This is a genomic window from Hyunsoonleella pacifica, assembly GCF_004310335.1.
Lineage (GTDB): Bacteria > Bacteroidota > Bacteroidia > Flavobacteriales > Flavobacteriaceae > Jejuia > Jejuia pacifica.
Genome location: NZ_SIRS01000005.1, coordinates 42,711 through 65,421 on the forward strand (window position 1 = coordinate 42,711; position 22,711 = coordinate 65,421).

Here is a 22,711-nt window from a genome sequence, read left to right on the forward strand (position 1 = left end):
TTATTGCTTACATTGAAACAAAACTACACTCCGTTTTATTTTTATTAAAAATAAAGTAACTTTCTAATCGATTTTGAGTCTAACTAAATAACACTAACACTTATTAAATTTATAATTATGAAAAAATGGATTATACCTATTGTAATAGTCTTTATTCTGGGAATTTTCGGGGTTAAAGCTTATAATTCTTTGATTGGATTAGATGAAAACATAAATGAAGCATGGGGAAAAGTAGAAAGCTCATACCAAAGACGCGCTGATTTAATTGGCAACCTTGTTAAAACTGTTCAAGGTGCTGCTGACTTTGAAAGAGGTACTTTAAAGGATGTAATTGAAGCAAGAGCTAAAGCAACATCTATGAATATAGACCCTTCTAATTTAACACCAGAACAAATTGCTAAATTCAGCGAAGTGCAAAGTGGTTTAGCTGGTGCTTTAAAAAGCCTTTTGGTTACCGTAGAACGTTACCCAGAACTTAAAGCAAACAAAAACTTTTTAGAGTTACAAGCTCAATTAGAAGGTACTGAAAACAGAATTAATGTAGTAAGAGATAGGTTTAATGAAGCTGTTAAACCTTATAATGAAACTATAAGATCTTTCCCAAACAACCTTTTTGCAGGATTTATGGGGTTTGATAAAAAGGCTTATTTTGAATCAGATGCTGGAGCCGATAAAGCGCCAGATGTAAACTTCGATTTTAAATAAGAAAACTAATTAGTATATGTCCAAAATTGAAGCATTTCTTACTACCGAAGAAGAACAAGATATTGTTGAAGCCATTAGACTGGCAGAATTAAATACTTCTGGAGAAATTCGTGTACATATAGAAAAAACATCCAAAGGCGATGCCTCGCATCGTGCTTTGGAGTTATTTCATGTATTAAAAATGGACAATACTAAACTCCAAAATGCTGTATTAATCTATGTAGCTATTGAAGATAAAACCTTTGTGATTTATGGAGATAAAGGTATTAATGAAGTGGTAGAAGAAGGATTTTGGGACAGTACTAAGGATGTTATACAATCTCATTTTAAAAAAGGAAATTTTAAACAAGGTTTAATAGACGGTATTTTAAAATCTGGTGAGCAGCTAAAAACCCATTTCCCTTATATGGATGATGATACAAACGAATTGACTAACGAAATTTCTAAAGGATAGGGTTTAGTATGCAGTATCCAGTATTCAGTTCGCAGTCGCAGTCGCAGTCGCAGTCGCAGTCGCAGTCGCAGTTAAAACTCAAAACTATTGGTTTGTTTTTAGCTTTTGTGCTTAGCTTTTTTTGCACAGCTTACGCACAATATGATATTCCTCCTAAACCAACCAATCCCGAAATAATAAAAAAAGACTATGTTGTTTATGATAAAGGAGAGTTTCTCAAACCTTACGAAAAAGAACAACTTAGAACTAAGTTAATTAGATATGCAGATACTACATCGACACAAATTGTAATAGCAATCATTCCTTCTACAAAGGGAGAAGAAATAAAATATTTAGGAGCTAACTGGGGCCATGAATGGGGTATTGGAGGGAGTAAAGAAGAGGACAATGGTATTTTTATATTATTAGCACATAAGGATAGAAAAATAGCTATAAACACAGGATACGGTGTAGAACACTTGTTAACGGATGCCATGTCAAAACGCATCATAGAACGAGATATTATACCTTATTTTAAACAAAACAACTACTACGGTGGACTAAATAGAGGTACTGATGCCATTTTTGAGGTCATGAATGGCGAGTACAAAGGAAAACGAAAATCTAATAACAATACTGGCTTTCCTATTGGCCTTATATTTATTCTCTTGTTTGTCTTTATTATCATTTTAATTTCTATCTCGAAGAATAAACGTGGGGGCGGTAACAGCGGTGGACGAACAGGAGGTGTTGATGGCAGAGATATCCTAGAAGCCATCATACTAAGCAATATGGGACGAGGTAACTACAGAAGAGGTTCATCAGGCTGGGGTAGTTCTAGTGGCGGTGGTTGGTCTTCGGGTGGTGGCTTTGGCGGCGGATTTGGAGGTGGCTTCGGTGGTGGTGGCTTTGGCGGCGGCGGTGCTTCTGGGGGTTGGTAACTATCAAAATCAAAAAATCTCCATAATTTAACAGAGATTTTTTGAGTGTTTTAAACTTCTTTTATTTGTATTTATCCAAAATACCTGGTAATAAATAATTAAAATTATGCATAGGAAAATTGTCATTAATAACATCTCCCTTTTTATCCAAAACCACATATCGCGGAATACCATTAAATTTGAATAATTGACGTAAATAATTATAATCATCTAAAGTCAACCTATAAATATTATTTAATTCTTGATCTTTTACAAACGCATCATATCTTTTTTGTGGCGATGAACGTTCATCAGTAATAAAGACGAAATCAAAATCTTCATTGTCTTTATATTTTGCTCTCGTTTCTTTCATTCTTTTTATACTACCCACACATGGACCACAGGAGGTTGCCCAAAAATCCACAAACAATATTTTACCTTTATGAACATCGACTATATTTCTGAAAATATCTTTTGCTTTACCTTCTGGTAATCTTGTTGTTATTACTGGTAAGTTTATTTTACTAAGCCCTTTATGGTCTAATCCGTTTTTAGTAACAAACGATGGAAATAATTTATTTAAAACTCTTTGGCCTTCGGCTTTTACGAAAGGATGTTCTATACCTTTTTCTAAACTCGTCCAATATTCTAGAGCATATTTTGAATTCGTTCTTTTTATATCATTTTCTAAGGCGCGTATTTTAACTACCTCATTAATTAAACCTGAAGTTTCAACTTTTAAACCATTAACGAGTACCGAGTCTCTTAACCTCCATTTCTCCATTTTCGGGCGGTTTAAATATTTATCATAATATTCATCTAAATAAGCCCTTCTTTCTTTTTTAAACTTCAATTCAAAAGCATCAATTTTTTCTTTATGGTCTTGGTAAAACTTTTTTCTTTCCTCTTTAGGGATGTTTTCTTTTCTTTCAGCAAGCACCATTTCTTCCTTTGAGAGAGGTACGCTTTCGCTATTTAAATATTCTAAAAATGTTTTTTTGGGTTTAAACCCTTTATTACTTTTTCGTTTTGGAAATATATGTTTCGTATATTCATAACGGTTTATAAAATGGGAAAACTTATCTAAGGCCAAAAGACTCTGGTCATTAAAATCAATATCCTGTAAAAAATCATAGTAATCATTTTTCTCAGGAACTTTTACAACGTTATTTGTACTGTCTTTTCTTGCTATATTTTTCCTGTCCATTATGAAATCGAATAATTGAGCTGCATTATCTAACATAATCAAGTTATTGAGTAGAATTTTTGATTTAGATAGCACATCGTTTTTGCCTAAATAGTTGTTCAGCTTTTTTAAATTCTGATTGTAGAAGTGTTGTTGTTTATCTTTAAATTCTTCTGGAGTAAGCCTCTTTAAATCTTTTCTATATTCTGGGTAATCGCGCCGATTTAGTTCAAAGCCTTTCAAATCCTGATTTATCTTTGTTAAAGGTCCTTTAAATTCAATATCTTTCTCAATTAACACACCTAGGGTTTGTTCTGGTTCTAAATAAACTTTAAACGTTGTGTTATTAAAAACAACATAGGTATAAAAAGGATTTAGAAGTGGCACATCAACTTCAAAACGACCATCTTCAGCTATTGGGATTACAACTGGGTACTGTTCTCTAGTAATATCATTTCCGGTATAAATTAAACCAGAATTAAATTTAAGGCGGGATGTGTATCCTTTTATATAACCTACTATTCTAGCGGGTTTTTTATTGAAAAATTTACTAGAACTATAATTCTCAATCGGTTTATTAGTGACTTTTGATAATTCTGAGTTTATCCATAAGTTAATGTCCTTTGGTACAGGAATAGGTTTCTTGGTATTTAGACTGATATTATAAACTTTCCAAGCTGCACTACCTGTGCCTTCTAAAAAGTCTATAATTTGAGTATCGCTTTTTAATCTCGGGAAATGTAGCGCATAATACAACTCCCCAGAACTGGGCAATACTATCTTTTTACCTAATTCAACACCAACAGCTTTTGTTAAAAATAATTTTTCCTCATCTTTCACATCTTGAATGAATGTTTTTTTGGGAATTGAAATACTTCTTCCTGGATAATACTTTAGGTAGAAGTGCAATACCGTTCTAGTTTCATTCAACTCTATTTTAGTTAACTTTCCTGGAAAGGATGAAAATCCATAATTTGGATTCTCAATGATATTTTGTGAAAATATATTGAAATATAAAAGTTGTAAAAAAAGAATAAGAACTAATTTTTTCATGATTGATGTTGATTTGATTGATGACTTTTATTTGATAATAAATGGCTAAATGTAACGTGCTCCCATATATAATTTTGAGTGCAACCGATAGCTAGTTATCAGTACAAAAAAACTATATTCTATAATTTAAATACATTTAGGCATTTATGGCTATGGAGAGTCTGAATATTACAAAGCCATTTTATAAACTTTTTAGACAAATTATTTATTAATTTCTTCCATGAGTTCCTTTTTTAAACTATTATTATCCATATGCCTTAATTTTGGTTTAACTACATTTCCTTTTCTATCCACTAATGTGTAATGCGGAATACCTGAAATATTAAATTTTTGAGCCAAATAGTTCCATTCATCAGTAGATACTCTATAATGTTCGCCTTTAATATTAGCAATAGCGTTCTTCCATGTACCTTCTGGAGAGGTTTGATTGGTTACATACAAAAAAACCACATCTTCATTCGCCATTTCTTCTTTAAGTGGTACAATTTTTTTTATTCCAGATTTACATGGCCCACACCAGGTAGCCCAAAAATCTATATATACTACTTTACCCTTGAATTTTTCAAGCATAGCATCAAATAGTTCATCTCCTTCACTTTTTTCAATCTCATGAACATTGTATCCATCTTTACTCTTATTGCCTTCAATTTTAGCTTTGGTTTGTTTGTTAATTTCAACTAAGTAATCTTGCATAAAAGTGGTGCTTATGGTTTCTTTAGCTAGAGCCAACTCCTTATCACTATAAACTATAAAATCTTCTAGTTGTTGACTTAGTAACTGCATTTTTATAACGTCTTGTAAAAAAGAGCTATCCTTACCAAAAAATTCATTTATCTTTTGCTCCCTATTAACATTTCTTCGCTCCTTATAAATCGCAGAATAATGCGCTTGATATTTTTGATTGAAAGATTTTATGGAATTACTGAAATCTTCTCTAAATACACGTTGAGCCTCAACTTCTTCTGGGGTATCAAGAATACTTAAGGCTTTAACCATTGTAGCCTCTTTGTTGGTTATTTTAATGTCTTTACGCTTTAAATATTCTGCAATACTTAATATAAAATAATTGTGGCTTGGTATTTATTTTTCCTTTAAAGCTAAATTAACAGCTTTAAAATGACTTCTATAGTTTTTATAAAACCCTTGCTCTATTTCTCCATAAGCCTTTTTGTATTTCAACAGTTTTGCAAGCCTTTCTGGGGTTTCAATTTGCTTGCTATTCTCCACCATATTTAGCTCTTCAGTAGTTAATTCTACATCTTTTTTCTGAAGCCAAAACGCTCTCTCAACTTTGCTTAATTCGTTCCTATACCCATAATCATTAAAAATATCTACATGTACTAAATGATTGGTAAAAAAGTAATAACTATTGGATAGTGCCAAAAGTTCGTTATCTAAAATAGAGTCTGGTAAAAAATTATAATATTCATCAGGCACCTTAAACTCTTTAAACGGTAATTTATCTTCTTCTTTTTTTGCCTTTTTATTTTGATATTGTAAAGAACTTCTATACATATTATAACTCATAAGACCACCATAAAAATCCAGCATGATATCTATGTTTTTTAACTGCACTGCTTTTTTACTTACACAATTATCTTTGCGAAATGTATTTAGTTTATTAAGAGCATTTTCCTTTAGTTTAAAACATGTTTTTTTATAGTCTTCAGGAGATGTTTCGCCTATGGCTTTCCGTTCTTTCTTACCCAACCTAAAATTTATCTCTTTTAAAGCGTTAAGATCTGAATTCAACTGTGCATTATCTCCCATAAAGTATGATGCGTTACTATCTAAATAATGAAAGGTTTCTTTATTGGGCTCTAAAAAAATTGTATAAGCCGCAGATTTAGCACGTACAAAAACAGTCTGAGGGTGCGTTAATGGAAACTTTGATTGAAACGTACCATCGGCATTAATTTTCACTAAATGAGATTCTTGTTCTCCTCTAAATGCATTATTTACATGTACCATGAAGGTTTTTTGCTTCATCCTATCTGAAAATCCTTTTATCTTTCCAGAATAGCTTGTAGAGTCTAAACCAAATGTTACATTTTTAAATTCGGTGTCCCCCTTTAAGCTAAACTTGGGGTTAATCACTTTACTTAGGCTGTATGTTTTAAGTGTTTTGGTTGCACTTCCAAATGCGACTTGTTCGTTCTTACCTTGTTTTGCATATATTGTTTTTACATCACCATCATTTTCAAGCTGTATTGTATACAATTCACCTTTTTTATCAATAGATTGATAGTACCAAACCTTACCATCTACAATGGCATACTTTGAATTAAATCCATAATCCCAATGATTACTACCATCTGCTAAAAGCCAATTACCCCTAAGTGCCTTAGGTAATAATAAGCTGTTTTCATCTTCTTGCAGTACAATATCATAGATACGCCAACCACGTTCTCTATCTATGCCAAAATCAATTGTTTTGGTAGTTTTATTTAAAGGTGGAAAAAATAACTTATACATTGCCACTCCTGATGAAGGAAAAAAATTTCTTTTAAATGTAGCACCTGTTACTTCAGAAACGAATAGTTTATTACCTCCACTTAAATCTTGTATATAGGATTCTTTAGGTATATGAAAATAACCCCACGGTAGCTTTTCTAATTTGAAATGAAGTACGGTTATAGTATCTCGTATTTCAATTTTAGTAATTTCTCCAGGAAATGTAGAATACCCATATTCTGGCTTTTCAATATTTTTTTGTGCGTAAGAATACAGTGTTACTAATCCTAATAATAGGATGGTAATAACGTTTTTCATAATTATTTATTAATTGATTGATGTTAGAAATTTAAACTTTCCTGGTAAACATTTTTCGTTATTGCAGGACATGTAATTTACATCTCCTTCTATTTTAAAAGGTTTAGTAATGGTTATTTTTATACGTTGTTTAAAAACTACTTTACCCTCGAAATACTTTACATTCATATCAAAAACATCTTCATACACTTCTTTAGCGTTTTCTTCTTTCGGCTTGCCTTCGCATGTGTAGTTACCGTTAAGCATAAACTTGAAAACAGTGGGTAAAGGCCCTCCTTCTTCAATGTATTGTGAGTACAAATGCCAACCGCTTTCTATATTGGCTGTGAATACAACATCATATTCTTTTTCTGAAATCTTTTCTACTGAGGTTTCCCATTTCACAGGGTTTAGGGTTTGTGAAAAACTATATGAGGATATTAATACAAATAGGAATGTGATGGTTTTCAAAAAAAATGATTGTTTGTAGCTGTTCTTAACACAACGAAAATAAGTTTAAAATAATATACTTAGTCTTAAAAAAAAAGTGAAATTTAATGTAAGATTTATTTACTTTTGAGGTGTTTTAATTTTTACAGTCTCTCCTTCTTCATTTTTAAAATACACATATTTAAAGCCGTTAATTGAATCTGATTTTTTTATAAAATCTAAATACGATTTAGCTTCTTCTTCTAAACCTAAATTCTTTAACGTTTGAGCATACACCTTATTAACATACCTGTTTTTGGTTTTAATTTATATGCTTCACGAACCCATTGTTTGGCAAGTTTTAAATTAAAAGTATCTTTAGATATATTAAATTTACTATTAATTAAACTTGCTACACTTGCTAGTCGTAATACCCATTATAATATTTAAAGTATTCCTTTGATGTTGCAATGAACTCTTCAGTTTTCTTAACAGAATTAAGATTATTTTTAAGCCAACGTTGTGTGTTGTAAAAATCTGTTCGAGCTTTTTTATTTTTATCATATTCTTCCTCAAAAAAGCCTTGAGTCTATATGCCAACTAACCAATACCAATGTGATAAATGTTTAAAAAAACTATTAAAATATATTTACTTGCTTTCATTAGTGTACTATTTAAGTATAGCACAAAGACAAATTTATTTTATCGCAAACAAGTATTGCTTCTATATTTTATTTTTTTCGCATATAAACACTAATAGGTACACCGTTAAACCCAAAATTATCACGAAGTTTATTTTCTAAAAAACGTTTGTAGGGGTCTTTAACGTACTGTGGGAGGTTACAGAAAAATACAAATTGCGGTTGCGGAGTTGGCAATTGCATAATGTACTTAATTTTTACAAATTTACCTTTATATGCTGGTGGTGGATAGTGTTCTATTATTGGCAGTAACACATCGTTAAGCTCACTCGTTTTAATTTTTTTAGAACGATTTTTATATACTTCTACTGCAGTTTCAATAGCTTTATAGATACGTTGCTTTGTTAATGCTGAAATAAAAACAATAGGTACATCTGTAAAAGGCTCCATTTGCTTTCTTATAACCTTTTCGTAGTCTTTCATAGATTTGTGATCCTTTTCAACTAAGTCCCACTTATTTACTAAAACTACAATACCTTTTCTGTTACGTTCGGCTAACCAAAAAATATTCTGCACCTGTCCGTCAAAACCTCTATTGGCATCTAGAACAAGTAAACAAACATCTGCATGCTCTATTGCTCTAACGCTGCGCATTACAGAGTAAAATTCTAAATCTTCTTTTACTTTAGATTTTCTTCTTATACCTGCCGTATCTACTAAATTGAATTCAAATCCAAATCGATTGTATTTAGTGTCTATAGCGTCTCTGGTTGTTCCTGCTATGTCAGTAACGATATATCTATCTTCCCCTATTAGGGCATTTATAAATGATGACTTTCCTGCGTTTGGTCTCCCCACCACGGCAAAACGTGGTAACTCTTCTTCAATACGCTCTTCTTTCTCTGGAAGCGCCTCTACTAATGCATCTAAAAGCTCTCCAGTACCACTACCATTAATACTTGCTACAGTGTAATAGTCTCCTAAACCTAGTGCATAAAATTCTACAGCATCTTCGGCGCGCTTACCATTATCTACCTTATTAACAACTAAAAATACAGGCTTCTTTACTTTTCGTAATAATCGTGCCACGTCTTCATCCATTCCAGTAACACCAGTTTCAACATCTACCATAAAGATTATAGCATCAGCTTCATCAATAGCTAGCTCTACTTGTTTATCTATTTCGGCTTCAAAAATATCATCACTACCAACTACATACCCTCCTGTATCTATTAAAGAAAACTCTCTACCATTCCAGTCAGTTTTACCATAATGTCTATCTCTGGTCACACCACTTACGGCATCAACAATGGCTTCACGTTTTTGTATTAAACGATTAAAAAAAGTTGATTTCCCAACATTAGGTCGTCCTACTATCGCAACTATATTTCCCATAGGTATTTTATTGGGCACAAAGGTAGTATATAAAATCGAAGAAAAAACAGTAATTTACAAGAGTAAACTTCTTTGCATGCCAACTAAAAATGATATCGTTTTAAGACCTCGATTTAAAAGAGAATTACAAGAAAACAATCAATCTATTTTAAAGCGTTTCGAAAATTTAAAATCTTCTCAAACAATGTTTATTGTTAATAGGTTAGATAACCATGTTTTTATAAAGTTCCCAAAGAAAAACCAACATTTTTGGTCGCCACAATTACACTTAGAAATAGATGAGGTAGATGAAAATTCTAGTTTAATTCATGGTTTATTTGGCCCCAATCCCACAGTCTGGACGATGTTTATGTTTCTGCATTTTGTAGTTGCTTCACTTTTTATTGCCTTTAATATATGGGCTTACACTAACTGGAAACTTGAAAAAGATTTTATGATACAAGTCTGCTTAATGGTTTTAATGATAATTATTTGGGTTATACTATATTTTGCGGGTAGCATTGGAAGAGATTCTAGTAAAAAAGAAATGCATGATCTTCATGATTTTATGGTAGCTGCACTAAACGAAAAAAAGCCTTAGTTGAAAGAGGATACAACCAAAGCTTTTAATAAACTAACTAACTCAAAGTTAACCAAACTAAATTTTGAGACGTACAAATATTAGTTTTTAAGATTACCTAAAAGTTACCTAATTAAGAAGTTATCATTAGGTTTTCTATTATAATTTAGTGTTTTACTTTGAATAGATATTTAAAGTAGCATCACTAGGAAACTCATTAGAGACTACCAATACTGTTTTTCCATTAGGGCTATCTTCGGCACTTATTACCAACAAACCTTCTGGAGAGGTGTTTCTAAGTCTTTGTACAAAAAACGGATTATAGATATCGTTAATATTATAAATAAGAACATCTCCACTTCTTTCTAAACCAATTACAGCAAATGTATTATCGCCTTCTGTAAAAGTTGTTACAGCTTCTGGTTCTGTTCCTTTGTCATCAGATCTGTTTTCAGGGTAATTTCCAAAATCGAATAGTCCCATTAATGTAAATTCATTTCCGGAATCAAATAGTAATTTACCCTGAGTATCCCAAATTGAAAATGAACGCCCTCCATAACCGTAGATTTGATCGATATCTCCATCACCATCGGTATCTCCATTGGCAGTAGTTACTTTTAAGCGCCCTAGGTTCTCCTCTAGCTGGAGTAAAGCAGCATTTGGATAAGCTGTTGGGTCTAACGTTAAGTCATCCCCTCGCTCTTCTTCAGAATACCCATCGTAATCTCTTGCATCTCCTTCATTTGCAGTAATTATATAGCCTATACCTCCAATTTCAAAATAGTCAATCGCATCTGGTTGATAAAAGCTTAATACAGGCCAAAAATCAAGATTTCCAATAATGCCATCTTCATTACTTACATCATAAGCAACTTTTGAAAAGTCTTTTGTTCCTAGCGGATAGATGTCTGTGATGGTTTTAGTTTCAATATCCAATTTCGCAATTCCATTGTTTTCTTGTAAGGCGACAAAAGCCGTTTTAGAATCTGCTGAAACTGTAATATATTCCGGCTCTACATCTGTGCTTAAATCTGCTCCGGGGCCAAACACCCTAAATCCTTCTGCTTCAAGAGCAGCTTCTTTATCATTAAAAGCATCAAAATAAATTTGAGTAGCTACTTTTGTTTCAACATCAATTAAAGTTATAGAACCTTTTGGGTCTATATCATAATCGTCGTTTGGTTCGCCTTCATTTGCTGATAACACATATTTCCCATCAGGGGTAAATGTTACCATATCTGGTAAAGCACCTGCTGTAATGTTAGCGTAAGGTGTAGTTAAATCACTTGTTTCAAAAATTACTACTTTACCATCATCTGTTGCTTCTTCTGCTTCTATAGCTATTGCTAAAAAGCCATTTTTGCTGGCTACAGAATTTACATTACCCCCATATTGGGTAACATCTATTGGTGTTTTTACTTCTGGACTATCAATATCAGAAATATCAGTAACCTCAACTTCTTTGGCGTCAGAATTTGTTGAAAAAATTGTTTTAGTTTCTGGATCGTACGCAGAAATCTCTGGAACTCCATCTCCAAAATTAATTTTAGCCTTTGTTGCAAAGTATGTTACATCCATTCCATCTTGGCCGTCAGCACCGTCTTGACCGTCAGCACCATCTTGACCACTGACTCCATCTTGACCATCTTGACCATCTATTCCGTCTTCTGCACAGGAAGTGAAGGCTAAAAAAATTCCTAAAAGCGCTATACTAAATACTTTAATTGCGTTGTTATGTTTCATGATTTAAGATTAATTAATCAACAAATATGAAACTCAATATTAAAGCTAATGTTAAGAATTTAAAAAGTTACTGTTAGTATTTACTTCCTATTGTAACCAAAACGTTTCAGCTGGTTTTGATTACTACGCCAGTTTTTATTCACTTTTACATATAATTCTAAGTGAATTTGTTTATCGAAGAAAACTTCAAGATCTTTCCTAGCCTCAACTCCTACTCGTTTTAAAGCACTCCCTTTGTGTCCAATTATGATGCCTTTTTGAGTCTCGCGCTCAACCATAATAACAGATCTGATTCGAATAATTTTTTCTTCTTCAAAAAACTCTTCGGTTTCAATTTCTACAGCATAAGGTATTTCCTTTTTGTAATGAAGTAATATTTTTTCTCGTATTTTTTCATTGATAAAGAAACGCTCAGGTTTATCGGTTAATTGATCTTTAGGATAAAATGGTGGAGATTCTGGTAATAAATCTAGAATACGATTGAATACTTCTTTTACATTAAAACCTTCTAAAGCTGAAATAGGAAATATTTCTGCATTTGGCACTTTTTCTGCCCACAACTGTACTTGGCTTTCTAACTGTTCTTGATTAGAAATATCAATTTTATTTAATAAAAGTAATACGGGAATTTTGGAGTTAGTAATCTTTTTAAAAAATGCTTCATCTTTAAGATTCTGCTCTCCAATCTCTACCATGTAAATCAAAACATCTGCATCTTCAAAAGCCGACTTTACAAAATCCATCATAGAGGCTTGCAACTCGTAAGCTGGCTTAATGATTCCAGGTGTATCACTAAGTACTACCTGAAAGTCATCTCCGTTTACTATCCCTAGAATTCTATGGCGTGTGGTTTGGGCTTTAGATGTGATAATTGATAACTTCTCTCCTACAAAAGCATTCATTAATGTAGATTTCCCCACATTAGGGTTACCAATAATATTTACAAAACCTGCTTTGTGCGACATTATTTTAGTTATTTATTACAAATTTACAATCTAAAGTAATACAAGATGTCCTATATAAAAAAAACAGGAAGTAAATTTACTTCCTGTCTTTCATTTTATAATATGAGTATATGTATCTTATTTTTCTAGAATTTCTATTAATTCTACTTCAAAAATTAATGCTGAAAATGGTTTAATAGCTCCTCCTGGTCTTGGGTTAGCACCATAAGCTAATTCTTGAGGAATAAAAAACTTATATTTTGCACCTTCGCTCATCAATTGTAAACCTTCTATCCAACCTGGTATTACTTGAGTAACACCAAATTCTGTAGGCTCTCCTCTATCGACAGAGCTATCAAACACAGTACCATCAAGTAGGGTACCATGATAATGTACTTTAACTCTATCTGTAGCTACTGGCTTGTCTCCACTTCCTTCTTTAAGTACTATATATTGTAAACCACTATCTGTAGTTAGTACACCTTCATTAGCTACATTCTCTTTTAAGAATTTCTCACCAGCTTCTTTATTAGCACTGTACTTCTTTTCAGCTTCTTTAGCAGCACGTTCTTGCTGTCTTTTCATGATTTTCTCACGATTCTTTTGAAAATAAGATTGCACCAATCCTTGAGCCATTGTTTTATCTATAAGAACATCAGCAGAATCTAAAACATTAAAATACCCTGCCATAAATAAATCGTTATCGATATCTTCAAAATTAGATAAAATACTATTTCCAACATCCATTCCTATTGCATAGCTTACAGAGTCTATTTCTGTTTTTAATGCATCTTTAGTTACTGCTCCAGGCTTATTTTGACATGAAGCAACACTTACAACAATTGCTAAAATTGATAATTTAATTAATCTCATAGTATGTTCTTGTTTTTAATTGTCGCCAAATGTAACGAAATTAAGTTCAGAAAAAAAACGTATTAACGTTCTATTTAGAAGATAGCTTTTGCTTAAAAATGTAATTTTAATTTCTAATTTATTGTGGTTTAAATTGAGCGTCTTTAGTTATAATAAACTTGTCTAACTCAAAACCATCTTCTCGCATTGAAAACATAATAACATGCTCTCCTACTTCTTTAATATCTAAATAAATAGTATTAGGCGTACCACAATGGTTTTCTGGTATACGTTGCGCGGAAGACCATGTCCATTTATGTTTTCCTTTACATAACTGAATACGTTGTCCACTTTCTGGCCAGTATCCATTTATGCCCACATGAACACCATTATCCTCCGCCCCACTGGAATACGCTTTTACCCAAATATAATATTTACCGGGTGTTTTAACATTCACTTTATAACCCACAATCCCACCTGAACCTGGGATAGGAAAAAAATTCTCGCCCCTGAGTAGTTTATCCTTGTGTGTTACGCGTGTATCTGGTAAAGCTTCAATATACGCTTTACTACTAGCTTGTTTTACGTGATTGTCGATATTTAAAAATGGAGCATGACCATCTTCTTTTCTAACATACCATTTTCTTGGGCTATTGTTACTTGTATTTAGATGATAATTCTCTGCTTCAATCTCAATTTTACCCTCGATTTCTTCAAAGGCTTTAGCGTTATCTAGTCCTTCATTTTCTAAAATGTTGTTTTTTGAAAATGTAATACTATTCCATCGTCCTCTAGACCATGCAGTACCACCATGTTCTGGTAGTAAACCATTTGAATCTGCATTGGATGAGACAAATATAATATCTCCTTTTTTTAGATATAATGCGCCAACATGTAACTCTACTTTTTTGAAAGATTCACTTACCTTAGGATTAACTACTGTTTTTACCCCAACATTATTAATTTTTATAGTGTAACTAGATTCTCCATCTTGTTCTGCCATGGCATGAAGTTTCACATTATACATTCCTGTATCTCCATTAAAGATGGCTTTAGCACTTGCAAAACCTTGTCTTTGATCTTCTTTTGAAGCTTTAATTGCCAAAGCTTTGTTTTTCTTGTCTCTATAATATGTAACGTTATCTTCAATAATTTGAAAATCTGATAAGGCATCTAAAACTATTGGTTGTACTGTGGTAGTGTTTTCTAGAGTTTGATTTGATTTTCGCTTTACAAGTGCTACCCAATCACCTTCTGATTCTGGTGGCATGCCTATTGTAACTACCTTTCCTCCAATAACAGATTTTATTTTCCCTTTTTTAAGATTTCCTCCAACTCTTGGGTTATACCAACGCACCGAAAATTTCCCAGAATCCTTTGTTAAATCTAATTGTAATTCTTCTGCTTTAGGTTGGTATATAACATATACTTCCTCTTTTTTTGCTAGAACAAAATCTGTACTACTTTCAGTTAAATCATCTGCAACCACCATATCTCTGTATGGCAGATATATTTTAAAAAAATCTATCGCATGTTTAGTTTGTTCCCAAAGCCTATCTCTAGAACGCCAATCTTCGCACTTTAAATCGTTATCAGAAAATTTATAACCAAAGTACCATTCAACACCTGCACCTCCAGCCATTAAATTTCCCCATAAAACATTGGTTCTCATATCATCATGACTTATATCATCAACATCTGGTTTTGCCCCTGTATCTGCTGGCCCTATTTCATCTAAAAATGCTACCCAAGGCTTGTTGAAATTTTTAGATGTTTCTATCCATTTTTTAGTGGTGTAATGTACATCTTCGGGCTTTTTTATTTGCATGGACACACCATCTATATACGGATATCCCAATAATGGATTTAATATATGATCTTGAGCATGTTCTACAGCATGTGTGTGTATTACTACAAGGTTTTTATAAGGATCGGTTGTCTTAATGTAACGTGCCATTGCTTTTCTATCCGCATCACTTTGGGCTTTGGGCGCCCAAGTTTGCCAGCCATTTTCTTCTCCTAAATTCCAAATTACTCCTAAATGGTGTGAAAATCTTGCAATCAATTCGCGATAATATAATTTTCGTTGTGTTTTAAGTTCGCCAATATCAAGTAGTAATTCATTTTCCGTTTCTTGGGTTATCACATGTAATAACATCCCTAAATCATCCATGTGATCAAACACTTTCTCCCATTGATCTAATTTACTGCAATCAAAACGATACCGTTCATGTTTATCGGTCCATGGCCATACATCATCTCCATCGCCTTGAACATTCATCGTTAAAAAATATACTGAATTCATCCCTTTTGAAGCCAGATAATTTAAAGCGCCTATAATAGATTTTCCTTTTCCGTTCTTCCACGTAGGATTTCCAATATTCCAATCGTTTTCGTGGTGTCTATATTTATGTGATGGTGGTGTTTGGTCAAATTCATGATAGGCTAAAAAATTCTCTGGACTTCCTGCTCCGCCTTTTAAAAATACTTCATTAGTTGCTGCATGAACTGCATAAGATGAGCCATTATATATTATTCTACCTTTACGCCTCAACACAGATGTTTCATCTAAAGATTCATTTACTATAAATGTTCCTTTAACACCATTAAAATCGATAGGTTTGCCTTCATAAATATCGGTACTTACAGCAATGTTTTCACCATACCTAAAAAACACTTCATATTCCCATTCTCCTATTGCATCTGGTGTAAACCTAACTTTCCAAATTTTACCAGATGTAGCACTTGTTTCAGCGGCATTGCCATCAGCAGCAAAAAAACCTGGCACTGTAAATATCCTACCATTGTTTTTAAATATCACATTCAATCTGTAATTTAAAAATGGGTTGTCTCCATCATTTTCGTTTAAAGCCTCTCCTTCAAAACTAAGTGTTACTTTGTGCCAAGGTTTTAATTCGCCTTTAAGAGTAACTTGTTGGGCTGAGAAACTAAAAGAGCAGAAAAAAAACAGGCACAGAAGAACATGATAAGATTTCATTATATATAATTTAACTTTAAATGATTTAAATAGTTATGTTGTGAATTTTGCACAAATTAAAAAACCATTCCCTAAAAATGGTTAAATCTCAATATATTTTATCTTGACTATTGTTTTGAATATTTACACAAAACAATTCACTAATTTTAAACACCATTAACTATTGCCTTTATCATGAAATTTTTTAAAACTGTCTCACTTAAATTTTACGCAATTATATTTTTATGCTTTAACCATTACTATCTTATTGCTCAAAATGACGTATGGATTGATAAAGATGAAAATGAAGACTACGTTGCAAGACATGAATGTTCTTTTGTACAAGCGGGTAATACATTTATAATGTTTGGTGGTAGAGAACAAGCACAACAACTTGATGTATACGATTTTAAAAACAATAATTGGTCTAAAGGCGGAAACGCACCAAAAGAGTTTAATCATTTTCAAGCCACATTTTACGAAGGATTTATTTGGGTTATTGGTAGTTTTAAAACCAATACATTCCCCAACGAAATACCTGCTGACTATATTTGGTTATATTTTCCTCCTACCAAAACTTGGATGCAAGGGCCAGAAATACCCGAAAACAGACGTCGTGGTGGTGCTGGTCTAGCCTTATATAATGATAAGTTTTATTTGGTTGGTGGTAATACAAAAGGGCATAATGGTGGATATGTAAATTGGTTTGATGTTTATGATCCAAAAACTAGTTCTTGGACTATTCTTGAAAATGCTCCAAATGCTAGAGACCACTTTAGTTGTGTTATTGCTAATGATAAGTTATATGCTCTAGGAGGAAGACATTCTGGTGGAGAGGGAGGTGTTTTTAAACCTCTAATTGCTCCTGTTGATATTTATGATTTTAGCTCTAACAAATGGACGAACCTAAACTACCATTTACCAACACCTAGAGCTGCTCCGAGTGTAGCTTTATTTAACAATGAATTGTTTGTAATGGGTGGTGAAGGTGCGCAAAAAGGGCCAGCCTATAAGTTAGTTGAAGCTTATAATCTAAAAACAAAAAAATGGAACAAAAAAGCAAATATGCATTATGCTAGACACGGTACGCAAGCTATTGTTTCAGGAGAAGGCATTTACATTGCTGGTGGTTCTCCAAAAAGGGGTGGTGGTCGCCAACACAACATGGAGGCTTATAATGATGACAATCCTAAAGGCAAAAAAATTATTGCTAGTACACTAAAACACCCTAAATCAAAGTGTATCCCTGCTGGAACAGAAGGATTGATTAAAATTAAAAGTATAGGTGGTAATTCAGGAATATTCATCAACTCTATAGTTATTCAAGGGAAACATAGCGATATATTTGAGCTTCAAAACAGCTATGACCTTAAACTAGTTAAAAATAAACAAGACTTTCTAATTAAGGTAAAACATCATCACAATACTAAAAATGATACTGCTGAAATCATCATAACTTATAATGGAGGTTTAAAAACAAGCATTTCACTAAAGTCTACATAGTAATTATTTACCCAATTTCTTTTCAAAAAAAACGAAACTATATTGACTTCCCTCTGTAATACTCTAAAACCATAACACGCAGAATGTATTCGTACTTTGCATTGGCTAAATTGACTTTAGAATTATCTAAATTGTTTTTACTGGTTATATAATTCAAAAAATTAGAAACACCATTGTTGAAGCGTATCTCATTAATACGATAAGATTCTGTATATGCTTCCACCTGTTTTTGAATACTTTTATAGCGATTAAAAACAGCCTCCATATCAAAATGAACCTGAGATATCGTATTCTTTATATCAAGATGTGTGCGTTCTAATTCTAGAATAGATTCCTCTACTCTAATTTTTTCTAAAGCTACATTGTTTTTTGCCCTAAACCCATTAAATAAAGGCACCCTTACCGCTACTCCCATTACTGTATTTAGATTATTATCTAATTGATCGTTGTAGCTAATGCTTTCTGCAGAAAACTCTGTTTGTTCTGTCATTACAGGAAAATCTTGTCCGTTTATTGACACAAAATCTCCTGTTTCAACAATACTCGTTCCTGAATTAGAAAAAATCTCTGCTGCACTCGAATAATTAGTATTAACTCCACCAAAAACAGATATCTCTGGTGTAAATTGTGCTTTGGTGGCACTAACACCTTTTTTTGCTGCCTCAATACGCAGGGTATTAGCTTTAAATGTTACTAGATTCTCTAGAGCTTGTTGATATACTTCATCTGCTGAAAGTTGATATTTTTCCAAATCTAATAGAATACCCTCTGTATCAACATTAGTTGTATTTTTTATATTCATTAACCTCAGAAGGTTAAGTTGTGAATTATTTAGGTTAGATTCCGACTGTAGAACGCTAGTTTCATCATTGGCTATTTGTCCTAAAATATCGGCATAATCCGCTGGGTTTCCAGACTCGTTTTCATAGAATTCTTTTTGAATTTCTAATTGCATTTTTGTAGCTTGATATCGCTGTTGTGTTAGCTCTAAAATTGCTTTACTATTCAAAACTTGTAAGTAAGCCAAAGTAACATTTAAAACTAAATCTTGTTTTGCAGCTTCAATTTCAAGTTCTGCTGCTTCCCTGTTTAATTGGTTCTGCTTAGCTGCATTCAATAATCTAAAACCATTAAAAACAGTCATATTTAAACTTAACCCCATGTTGGAAAACGTAAGTTCTTGATTAATAAAATCATTAGTAAAGGGATCTATACTTCTACCATCATTTACCCCTAAATTAAAATTACCATTGACATTTGGCAATAAGTTAGCTTTGGACTGTTGATGATCTATTTTTGCAGAATTAGCTCGTAAATTGGTGGACTTTAAATCTAAATTATTCTCTAATGCTACGTTGATACATTCATCTAAGGTATATACTTTTGTAGTTAAGTCTTGAGGGAAACTTGCCCAATTTATCAAAACTATAAATGCTATTACTAACTGCTTTTGCTTCATGACTTTTTTATTACTCTGAGACTATTTTCCCATCTAGTAGATTTATAATTCTGGAACTATAAGAGGCGTTTTTCTCTGAGTGAGTAGCTTGTATAATAGTAACCCCTTCTTTATTCAATTCTGAAAATAACTCCATAATTTCCATGCTTTGTTTTGAGTTGAGATTGCCCGTGGGTTCATCAGCTAAAATTAACTTTGGTTTTCCAATTAGTGCTCTTGCTATGCCAACCAATTGCTGCTGGCCTCCGCTTAATTGCATAGGAAATAAATCCTTTTTACCAACGATATTAAAACGATCTAGCATATCGGCCACTAAAGCTTTACGTTCAGCCGATTTTATATTTTTATACAGAAGTGGTGTTTCAATATTTTCCCAAACATTAAGTTCATCAATAAGATGATAGGCTTGAAATACAAAACCAATATATTCTTTATATAATTTAGATCTATTTCGTTCTTTCATACTATGTACAGGTTGCCCTAGAAAGACATAACCACCTCCTGTGAAATTATCTAACATCCCTATACAATTTAACAAAGTAGATTTACCTGAACCTGATGGTCCCATTAGAGATATAAATTCGCCTTCTTTAACTTCCATATTAATGGTATCTAATAAGGCTATTTTATTACTACCAGAATTAACTTCTCTTGTAGCTTGACTTAATTTTAATATTGTACTCATCATTTAAATATTGATTTTTACTATTACCTTTCGTCTTTAAACTTTTTTACTCTGACCTTAAACTATTTACAGGATTCATTAAAGCAGTTTTAACCGTTTTAAAACTTATTGATAAGAGTACAAGTAAAAACACTAAAAAAATTGGCAGTATAAACATCCAAATGTTTAAATCAATTCTATATGCAAAGTTTTTTAGCCAATTTTGCAATAACAAATAAGTAATAGGCACGCTGATAATTACTGAAATTAACACGGTTTTTAAAGCATCCTTAGAAAGTAGAATCAAAATTGTTGCAGTACTCGCTCCTACAACTTTTCTAATTCCAATTTCTTTCTTTCTTTTAGCAACTGAAAAAGACGCTAATCCCAACAGACCTAAACATGCAATTAGCATAGAAAATGCAGTAAGAATCATAAACACACTTTTAAAACGATCTTCTGCTTTGAATTGCTTATCATACTCCTGATCCATAAAAAAATAAGAGAATGGTGCACCAGGATAAATGGTATTAAACGCTTCTCTAACCTGTTTTAAATTTTCTGTTGGAGACCCTCCTGAAAATTGAACTGTAGCTAAACTTCCAAAATAATTATTAAATATGTGAATCATAGGAAGGATAGGGGATTTTGGAGATTGTTGGTGGTAATTTTTAACTACGCCTTTAATATTCCACTCTGCACCCCAAAAAGACAATTTTTTACTTATTGCTTCTTCTGGATTGGTAATATTCCATTTTTCAAGAGCTTTTTCATTAACAATAACATCTCGTTTTTGAGGTGTTGTACCTTCATCAAAATTAGTACCCGTTAACATCTCCACACCTAGCAAAGGCACATAATCTTTATCAATAAATGTGAGATAGAAGTTATGATATGCATCTGGTGTTGTGCCAGTAATTCGTATATCTGCTGTAGTTGATAAAGCTCCCGATGGTTGCCCTGGAACTGTATGCGATAACGCTACAATCTTAACATTAGAGTTTGTCAATAAATTTTGCTTGAATGCCGAATAATTTTGAGCAGCATTTTTTGCCGGTGCTTCCACTACTATACTTTGCTCTACATTAACTCCCCGGTCTAAAGCTCGTAAAAAATCAATTTGTTCGTTTACTGTAAATGTTTGAATCAATAAAATTGTAGTTATTGCAAATTGAAAAACCACAAGACCTTTTCGCAATAGATTTCCTTTACTTGAATGTGAAAAATTACCTTTTAAAATTGTAGAAGGTTTAAATGATGATAGCACAAAAGCGGGGTATAAACCTGAAAGAATACCACCAAAAACAATAAATACCAATAACAACAACCAAAAGGATAAATTTGAGAACAAACTAAAATGCTCTGGTAATCCAGCTAAAGCCAAGAACTTAGGTTTTACTATAGCGACCAACCCAACAGCTAAACCTCCAGCTAGAAGATTTAACATAATAGATTCTACTAAAAATTGAATTCGTAATTGACTTTTAGTAGATCCTAGTACTTTTTTAACCCCTACTTCTTTAGCCCTATCAAGTGCTTGAGATGTTGTTAAGTTTATATAATTTACAAAAGCACTGATTATAATTAAAACAGCTACTGCGAAAAGAAAATAAACAGACCTGGCGTCTCCATTAGGTTCTGGTTCAAAGGTTTTTTTAGAATAAAGGTGAATATCAGTTATCTTTTGAGCAACTATAGCTTCACTCTTTATTTTTTCCTCAGCGATCAATCTCTTAGTAAACGCATCTAAAGACGATGTGAAATTAGTATAATTAGCACCTTCAACAAGCTGCGCGTACATATAGGAGTTATTACCATCCCAATTATCTTTCTTTTCTCCATGTCTTCTAAGCATTTCAGGATCAGAAAACATCGTAGGATATGAAATTAGCATATCTACTTTAAGATGGGTATTTGGCGGACTATCATGTGTTACTCCAACAATATTATATAAGATATCTCCATTAGGTCCTGGAGATTTTAATAGTTCTCCAACTACATCTATTCTGTTAAAGTATTTTAGTGCTATGGACTCTGTAATTACAGCTTCATTAGGCTTTTTAAACAAATTGTCTTTATTACCATAAATAAAATCATAACTAAATATATTGAAGAAATCAGGATCTACTGCATAGAGTTTAGACATTAGAAATTGTTGATCTCCAACTTGCATGGGAGAATTAGGCTCACCTATAGAATACACCCTTGTATACATTTCTACTTCAGGTACTTCATCAACTAGTTTTGATCCAGCTGCGGGATACATCTCGCTATCTTGGGTCGTAACAGTATTTCCTGTTAAGTAATTTAAGGTAAGCCGTACTGTTCTATCAGCATTAGGATGCATCTGCTCGTAACTTCTCTCAAATTGTACATATTGCGCTATAAGTAATGTTATAGCAAAACCTGTTGCTAAACCTAATAGATTAATAAATGTTAAACTCTTATGCCGCAAGAGATTCCTAAATGCTATTTTTATATAATTTTTTACCATGAT

General features: G+C 32.6%; 18 protein-coding genes. 5 read left to right on the forward strand and 13 right to left on the reverse strand.

Annotation, left to right across the window (positions count from 1 at the left end):
* Positions 1-117 precede the first annotated feature (117 nt).
* The 3 genes from EYD46_RS12155 to EYD46_RS12165 are packed head-to-tail and all read left to right on the forward strand — an operon-like array spanning position 118 to position 2,079.
* The gene (locus EYD46_RS12155) at positions 118-705 is read left to right on the forward strand and encodes a LemA family protein (RefSeq protein ID WP_130937447.1); all 588 of its coding nucleotides are present in this window, start codon (positions 118-120) and stop codon (positions 703-705) included.
* Positions 706-721: 16 nt separating this feature from the next.
* On the forward strand, positions 722-1,159 hold the full coding sequence (locus EYD46_RS12160; RefSeq protein WP_130937448.1) for a TPM domain-containing protein: 438 nt from the start codon (positions 722-724) through the stop codon (positions 1,157-1,159).
* 8 nt (positions 1,160-1,167) lie between these two features.
* On the forward strand, positions 1,168-2,079 hold the full coding sequence (locus EYD46_RS12165; RefSeq protein WP_130937449.1) for a TPM domain-containing protein: 912 nt from the start codon (positions 1,168-1,170) through the stop codon (positions 2,077-2,079).
* Between the two features lie 61 nt (positions 2,080-2,140).
* On the opposite strand, the gene EYD46_RS12170 is transcribed toward EYD46_RS12165, so the two are convergent.
* The 6 genes from EYD46_RS12170 to der form a co-directional block, all read right to left on the reverse strand.
* Positions 2,141-4,297, reverse strand: a complete 2,157-nt coding sequence (locus EYD46_RS12170) for a TlpA family protein disulfide reductase (protein ID WP_130937450.1) — start codon at positions 4,295-4,297, stop codon at positions 2,141-2,143.
* Between the two features lie 201 nt (positions 4,298-4,498).
* The gene (locus EYD46_RS12175) at positions 4,499-5,293 is read right to left on the reverse strand and encodes a TlpA family protein disulfide reductase (RefSeq protein WP_130937451.1); all 795 of its coding nucleotides are present in this window, start codon (positions 5,291-5,293) and stop codon (positions 4,499-4,501) included.
* An 84-nt stretch (positions 5,294-5,377) separates the two neighbouring features.
* The gene (locus EYD46_RS12180; protein WP_130937452.1) at positions 5,378-7,069 is read right to left on the reverse strand and encodes a hypothetical protein; all 1,692 of its coding nucleotides are present in this window, start codon (positions 7,067-7,069) and stop codon (positions 5,378-5,380) included.
* Positions 7,070-7,078: 9 nt separating this feature from the next.
* On the reverse strand, positions 7,079-7,519 hold the full coding sequence (locus EYD46_RS12185; protein ID WP_130937453.1) for a protein-disulfide reductase DsbD domain-containing protein: 441 nt from the start codon (positions 7,517-7,519) through the stop codon (positions 7,079-7,081).
* 99 nt (positions 7,520-7,618) lie between these two features.
* Positions 7,619-7,774, reverse strand: coding sequence for a hypothetical protein (locus EYD46_RS17785; protein WP_165454379.1), 156 nt, complete (start codon positions 7,772-7,774; stop codon positions 7,619-7,621).
* 434 nt (positions 7,775-8,208) lie between these two features.
* Entirely contained in the window at positions 8,209-9,513 is a 1,305-nt protein-coding gene (der, locus tag EYD46_RS12190) for a ribosome biogenesis GTPase Der (RefSeq protein ID WP_130937454.1), read from the reverse strand.
* A 76-nt stretch (positions 9,514-9,589) separates the two neighbouring features.
* Here der and EYD46_RS12195 point away from each other — a divergent pair, with 76 nt between their 5' ends.
* Positions 9,590-10,093 (forward strand): GTP-binding protein, encoded by a 504-nt coding sequence (locus EYD46_RS12195; protein ID WP_130937455.1) that lies wholly within the window; start codon positions 9,590-9,592, stop codon positions 10,091-10,093.
* A 153-nt stretch (positions 10,094-10,246) separates the two neighbouring features.
* Here EYD46_RS12195 and EYD46_RS12200 read toward each other — a convergent pair whose 3' ends face one another.
* The 4 genes from EYD46_RS12200 to EYD46_RS12215 form a co-directional block, all read right to left on the reverse strand.
* Complete coding sequence (locus EYD46_RS12200; protein ID WP_130937456.1) at positions 10,247-11,815, reverse strand: choice-of-anchor I family protein; 1,569 nt, start codon at positions 11,813-11,815, stop codon at positions 10,247-10,249.
* 80 nt (positions 11,816-11,895) lie between these two features.
* The gene (era, locus tag EYD46_RS12205; protein WP_130937457.1) at positions 11,896-12,780 is read right to left on the reverse strand and encodes a GTPase Era; all 885 of its coding nucleotides are present in this window, start codon (positions 12,778-12,780) and stop codon (positions 11,896-11,898) included.
* 117 nt (positions 12,781-12,897) lie between these two features.
* The gene (locus EYD46_RS12210) at positions 12,898-13,632 is read right to left on the reverse strand and encodes an FKBP-type peptidyl-prolyl cis-trans isomerase (protein ID WP_130937458.1); all 735 of its coding nucleotides are present in this window, start codon (positions 13,630-13,632) and stop codon (positions 12,898-12,900) included.
* Positions 13,633-13,750: 118 nt separating this feature from the next.
* Positions 13,751-16,609: a DUF5060 domain-containing protein gene (locus tag EYD46_RS12215; RefSeq protein ID WP_130937459.1), complete on the reverse strand. Its 2,859-nt coding sequence runs from the start codon at positions 16,607-16,609 to the stop codon at positions 13,751-13,753.
* Positions 16,610-16,783: 174 nt separating this feature from the next.
* Between EYD46_RS12215 and EYD46_RS12220 the strand changes: the two genes are divergently transcribed.
* Positions 16,784-18,091, forward strand: a complete 1,308-nt coding sequence (locus EYD46_RS12220) for a Kelch repeat-containing protein (protein ID WP_130937460.1) — start codon at positions 16,784-16,786, stop codon at positions 18,089-18,091.
* 37 nt (positions 18,092-18,128) lie between these two features.
* On the opposite strand, the gene EYD46_RS12225 is transcribed toward EYD46_RS12220, so the two are convergent.
* Genes EYD46_RS12225 through EYD46_RS12235 form a run of 3 tightly spaced genes read right to left on the reverse strand, consistent with a single transcriptional unit; the run spans position 18,129 to position 22,708 of the window.
* Positions 18,129-19,550 (reverse strand): TolC family protein, encoded by a 1,422-nt coding sequence (locus EYD46_RS12225; protein ID WP_130937461.1) that lies wholly within the window; start codon positions 19,548-19,550, stop codon positions 18,129-18,131.
* 10 nt (positions 19,551-19,560) lie between these two features.
* A complete protein-coding gene (locus EYD46_RS12230) occupies positions 19,561-20,238 on the reverse strand; it encodes an ABC transporter ATP-binding protein (RefSeq protein WP_130937462.1) in 678 nt (225 codons plus the stop codon).
* 43 nt (positions 20,239-20,281) lie between these two features.
* Complete coding sequence (locus tag EYD46_RS12235; RefSeq protein WP_130937463.1) at positions 20,282-22,708, reverse strand: ABC transporter permease; 2,427 nt, start codon at positions 22,706-22,708, stop codon at positions 20,282-20,284.
* Positions 22,709-22,711: the final 3 nt, after the last annotated feature.

Coding starts and splice junctions, on each gene's coding strand:
- EYD46_RS12220 (WP_130937460.1), top strand. CDS start 16,784: ATGAAATTTTTTAAAACTGTCTCACTTAAATTTTACGCAATTATATTT.
- EYD46_RS12170 (WP_130937450.1), bottom strand. CDS start 4,297: ATGAAAAAATTAGTTCTTATTCTTTTTTTACAACTTTTATATTTCAAT.
- EYD46_RS12215 (WP_130937459.1), bottom strand. CDS start 16,609: ATGAAATCTTATCATGTTCTTCTGTGCCTGTTTTTTTTCTGCTCTTTT.
- der (WP_130937454.1), bottom strand. CDS start 9,513: ATGGGAAATATAGTTGCGATAGTAGGACGACCTAATGTTGGGAAATCA.
- era (WP_130937457.1), bottom strand. CDS start 12,780: ATGTCGCACAAAGCAGGTTTTGTAAATATTATTGGTAACCCTAATGTG.
- EYD46_RS12195 (WP_130937455.1), top strand. CDS start 9,590: ATGCCAACTAAAAATGATATCGTTTTAAGACCTCGATTTAAAAGAGAA.
- EYD46_RS12175 (WP_130937451.1), bottom strand. CDS start 5,293: ATGGTTAAAGCCTTAAGTATTCTTGATACCCCAGAAGAAGTTGAGGCT.
- EYD46_RS12180 (WP_130937452.1), bottom strand. CDS start 7,069: ATGAAAAACGTTATTACCATCCTATTATTAGGATTAGTAACACTGTAT.
- EYD46_RS12165 (WP_130937449.1), top strand. CDS start 1,168: ATGCAGTATCCAGTATTCAGTTCGCAGTCGCAGTCGCAGTCGCAGTCG.
- EYD46_RS12235 (WP_130937463.1), bottom strand. CDS start 22,708: ATGGTAAAAAATTATATAAAAATAGCATTTAGGAATCTCTTGCGGCAT.
- EYD46_RS12200 (WP_130937456.1), bottom strand. CDS start 11,815: ATGAAACATAACAACGCAATTAAAGTATTTAGTATAGCGCTTTTAGGA.
- EYD46_RS12225 (WP_130937461.1), bottom strand. CDS start 19,550: ATGAAGCAAAAGCAGTTAGTAATAGCATTTATAGTTTTGATAAATTGG.
- EYD46_RS12155 (WP_130937447.1), top strand. CDS start 118: ATGAAAAAATGGATTATACCTATTGTAATAGTCTTTATTCTGGGAATT.
- EYD46_RS12160 (WP_130937448.1), top strand. CDS start 722: ATGTCCAAAATTGAAGCATTTCTTACTACCGAAGAAGAACAAGATATT.
- EYD46_RS12210 (WP_130937458.1), bottom strand. CDS start 13,632: ATGAGATTAATTAAATTATCAATTTTAGCAATTGTTGTAAGTGTTGCT.
- EYD46_RS12230 (WP_130937462.1), bottom strand. CDS start 20,238: ATGATGAGTACAATATTAAAATTAAGTCAAGCTACAAGAGAAGTTAAT.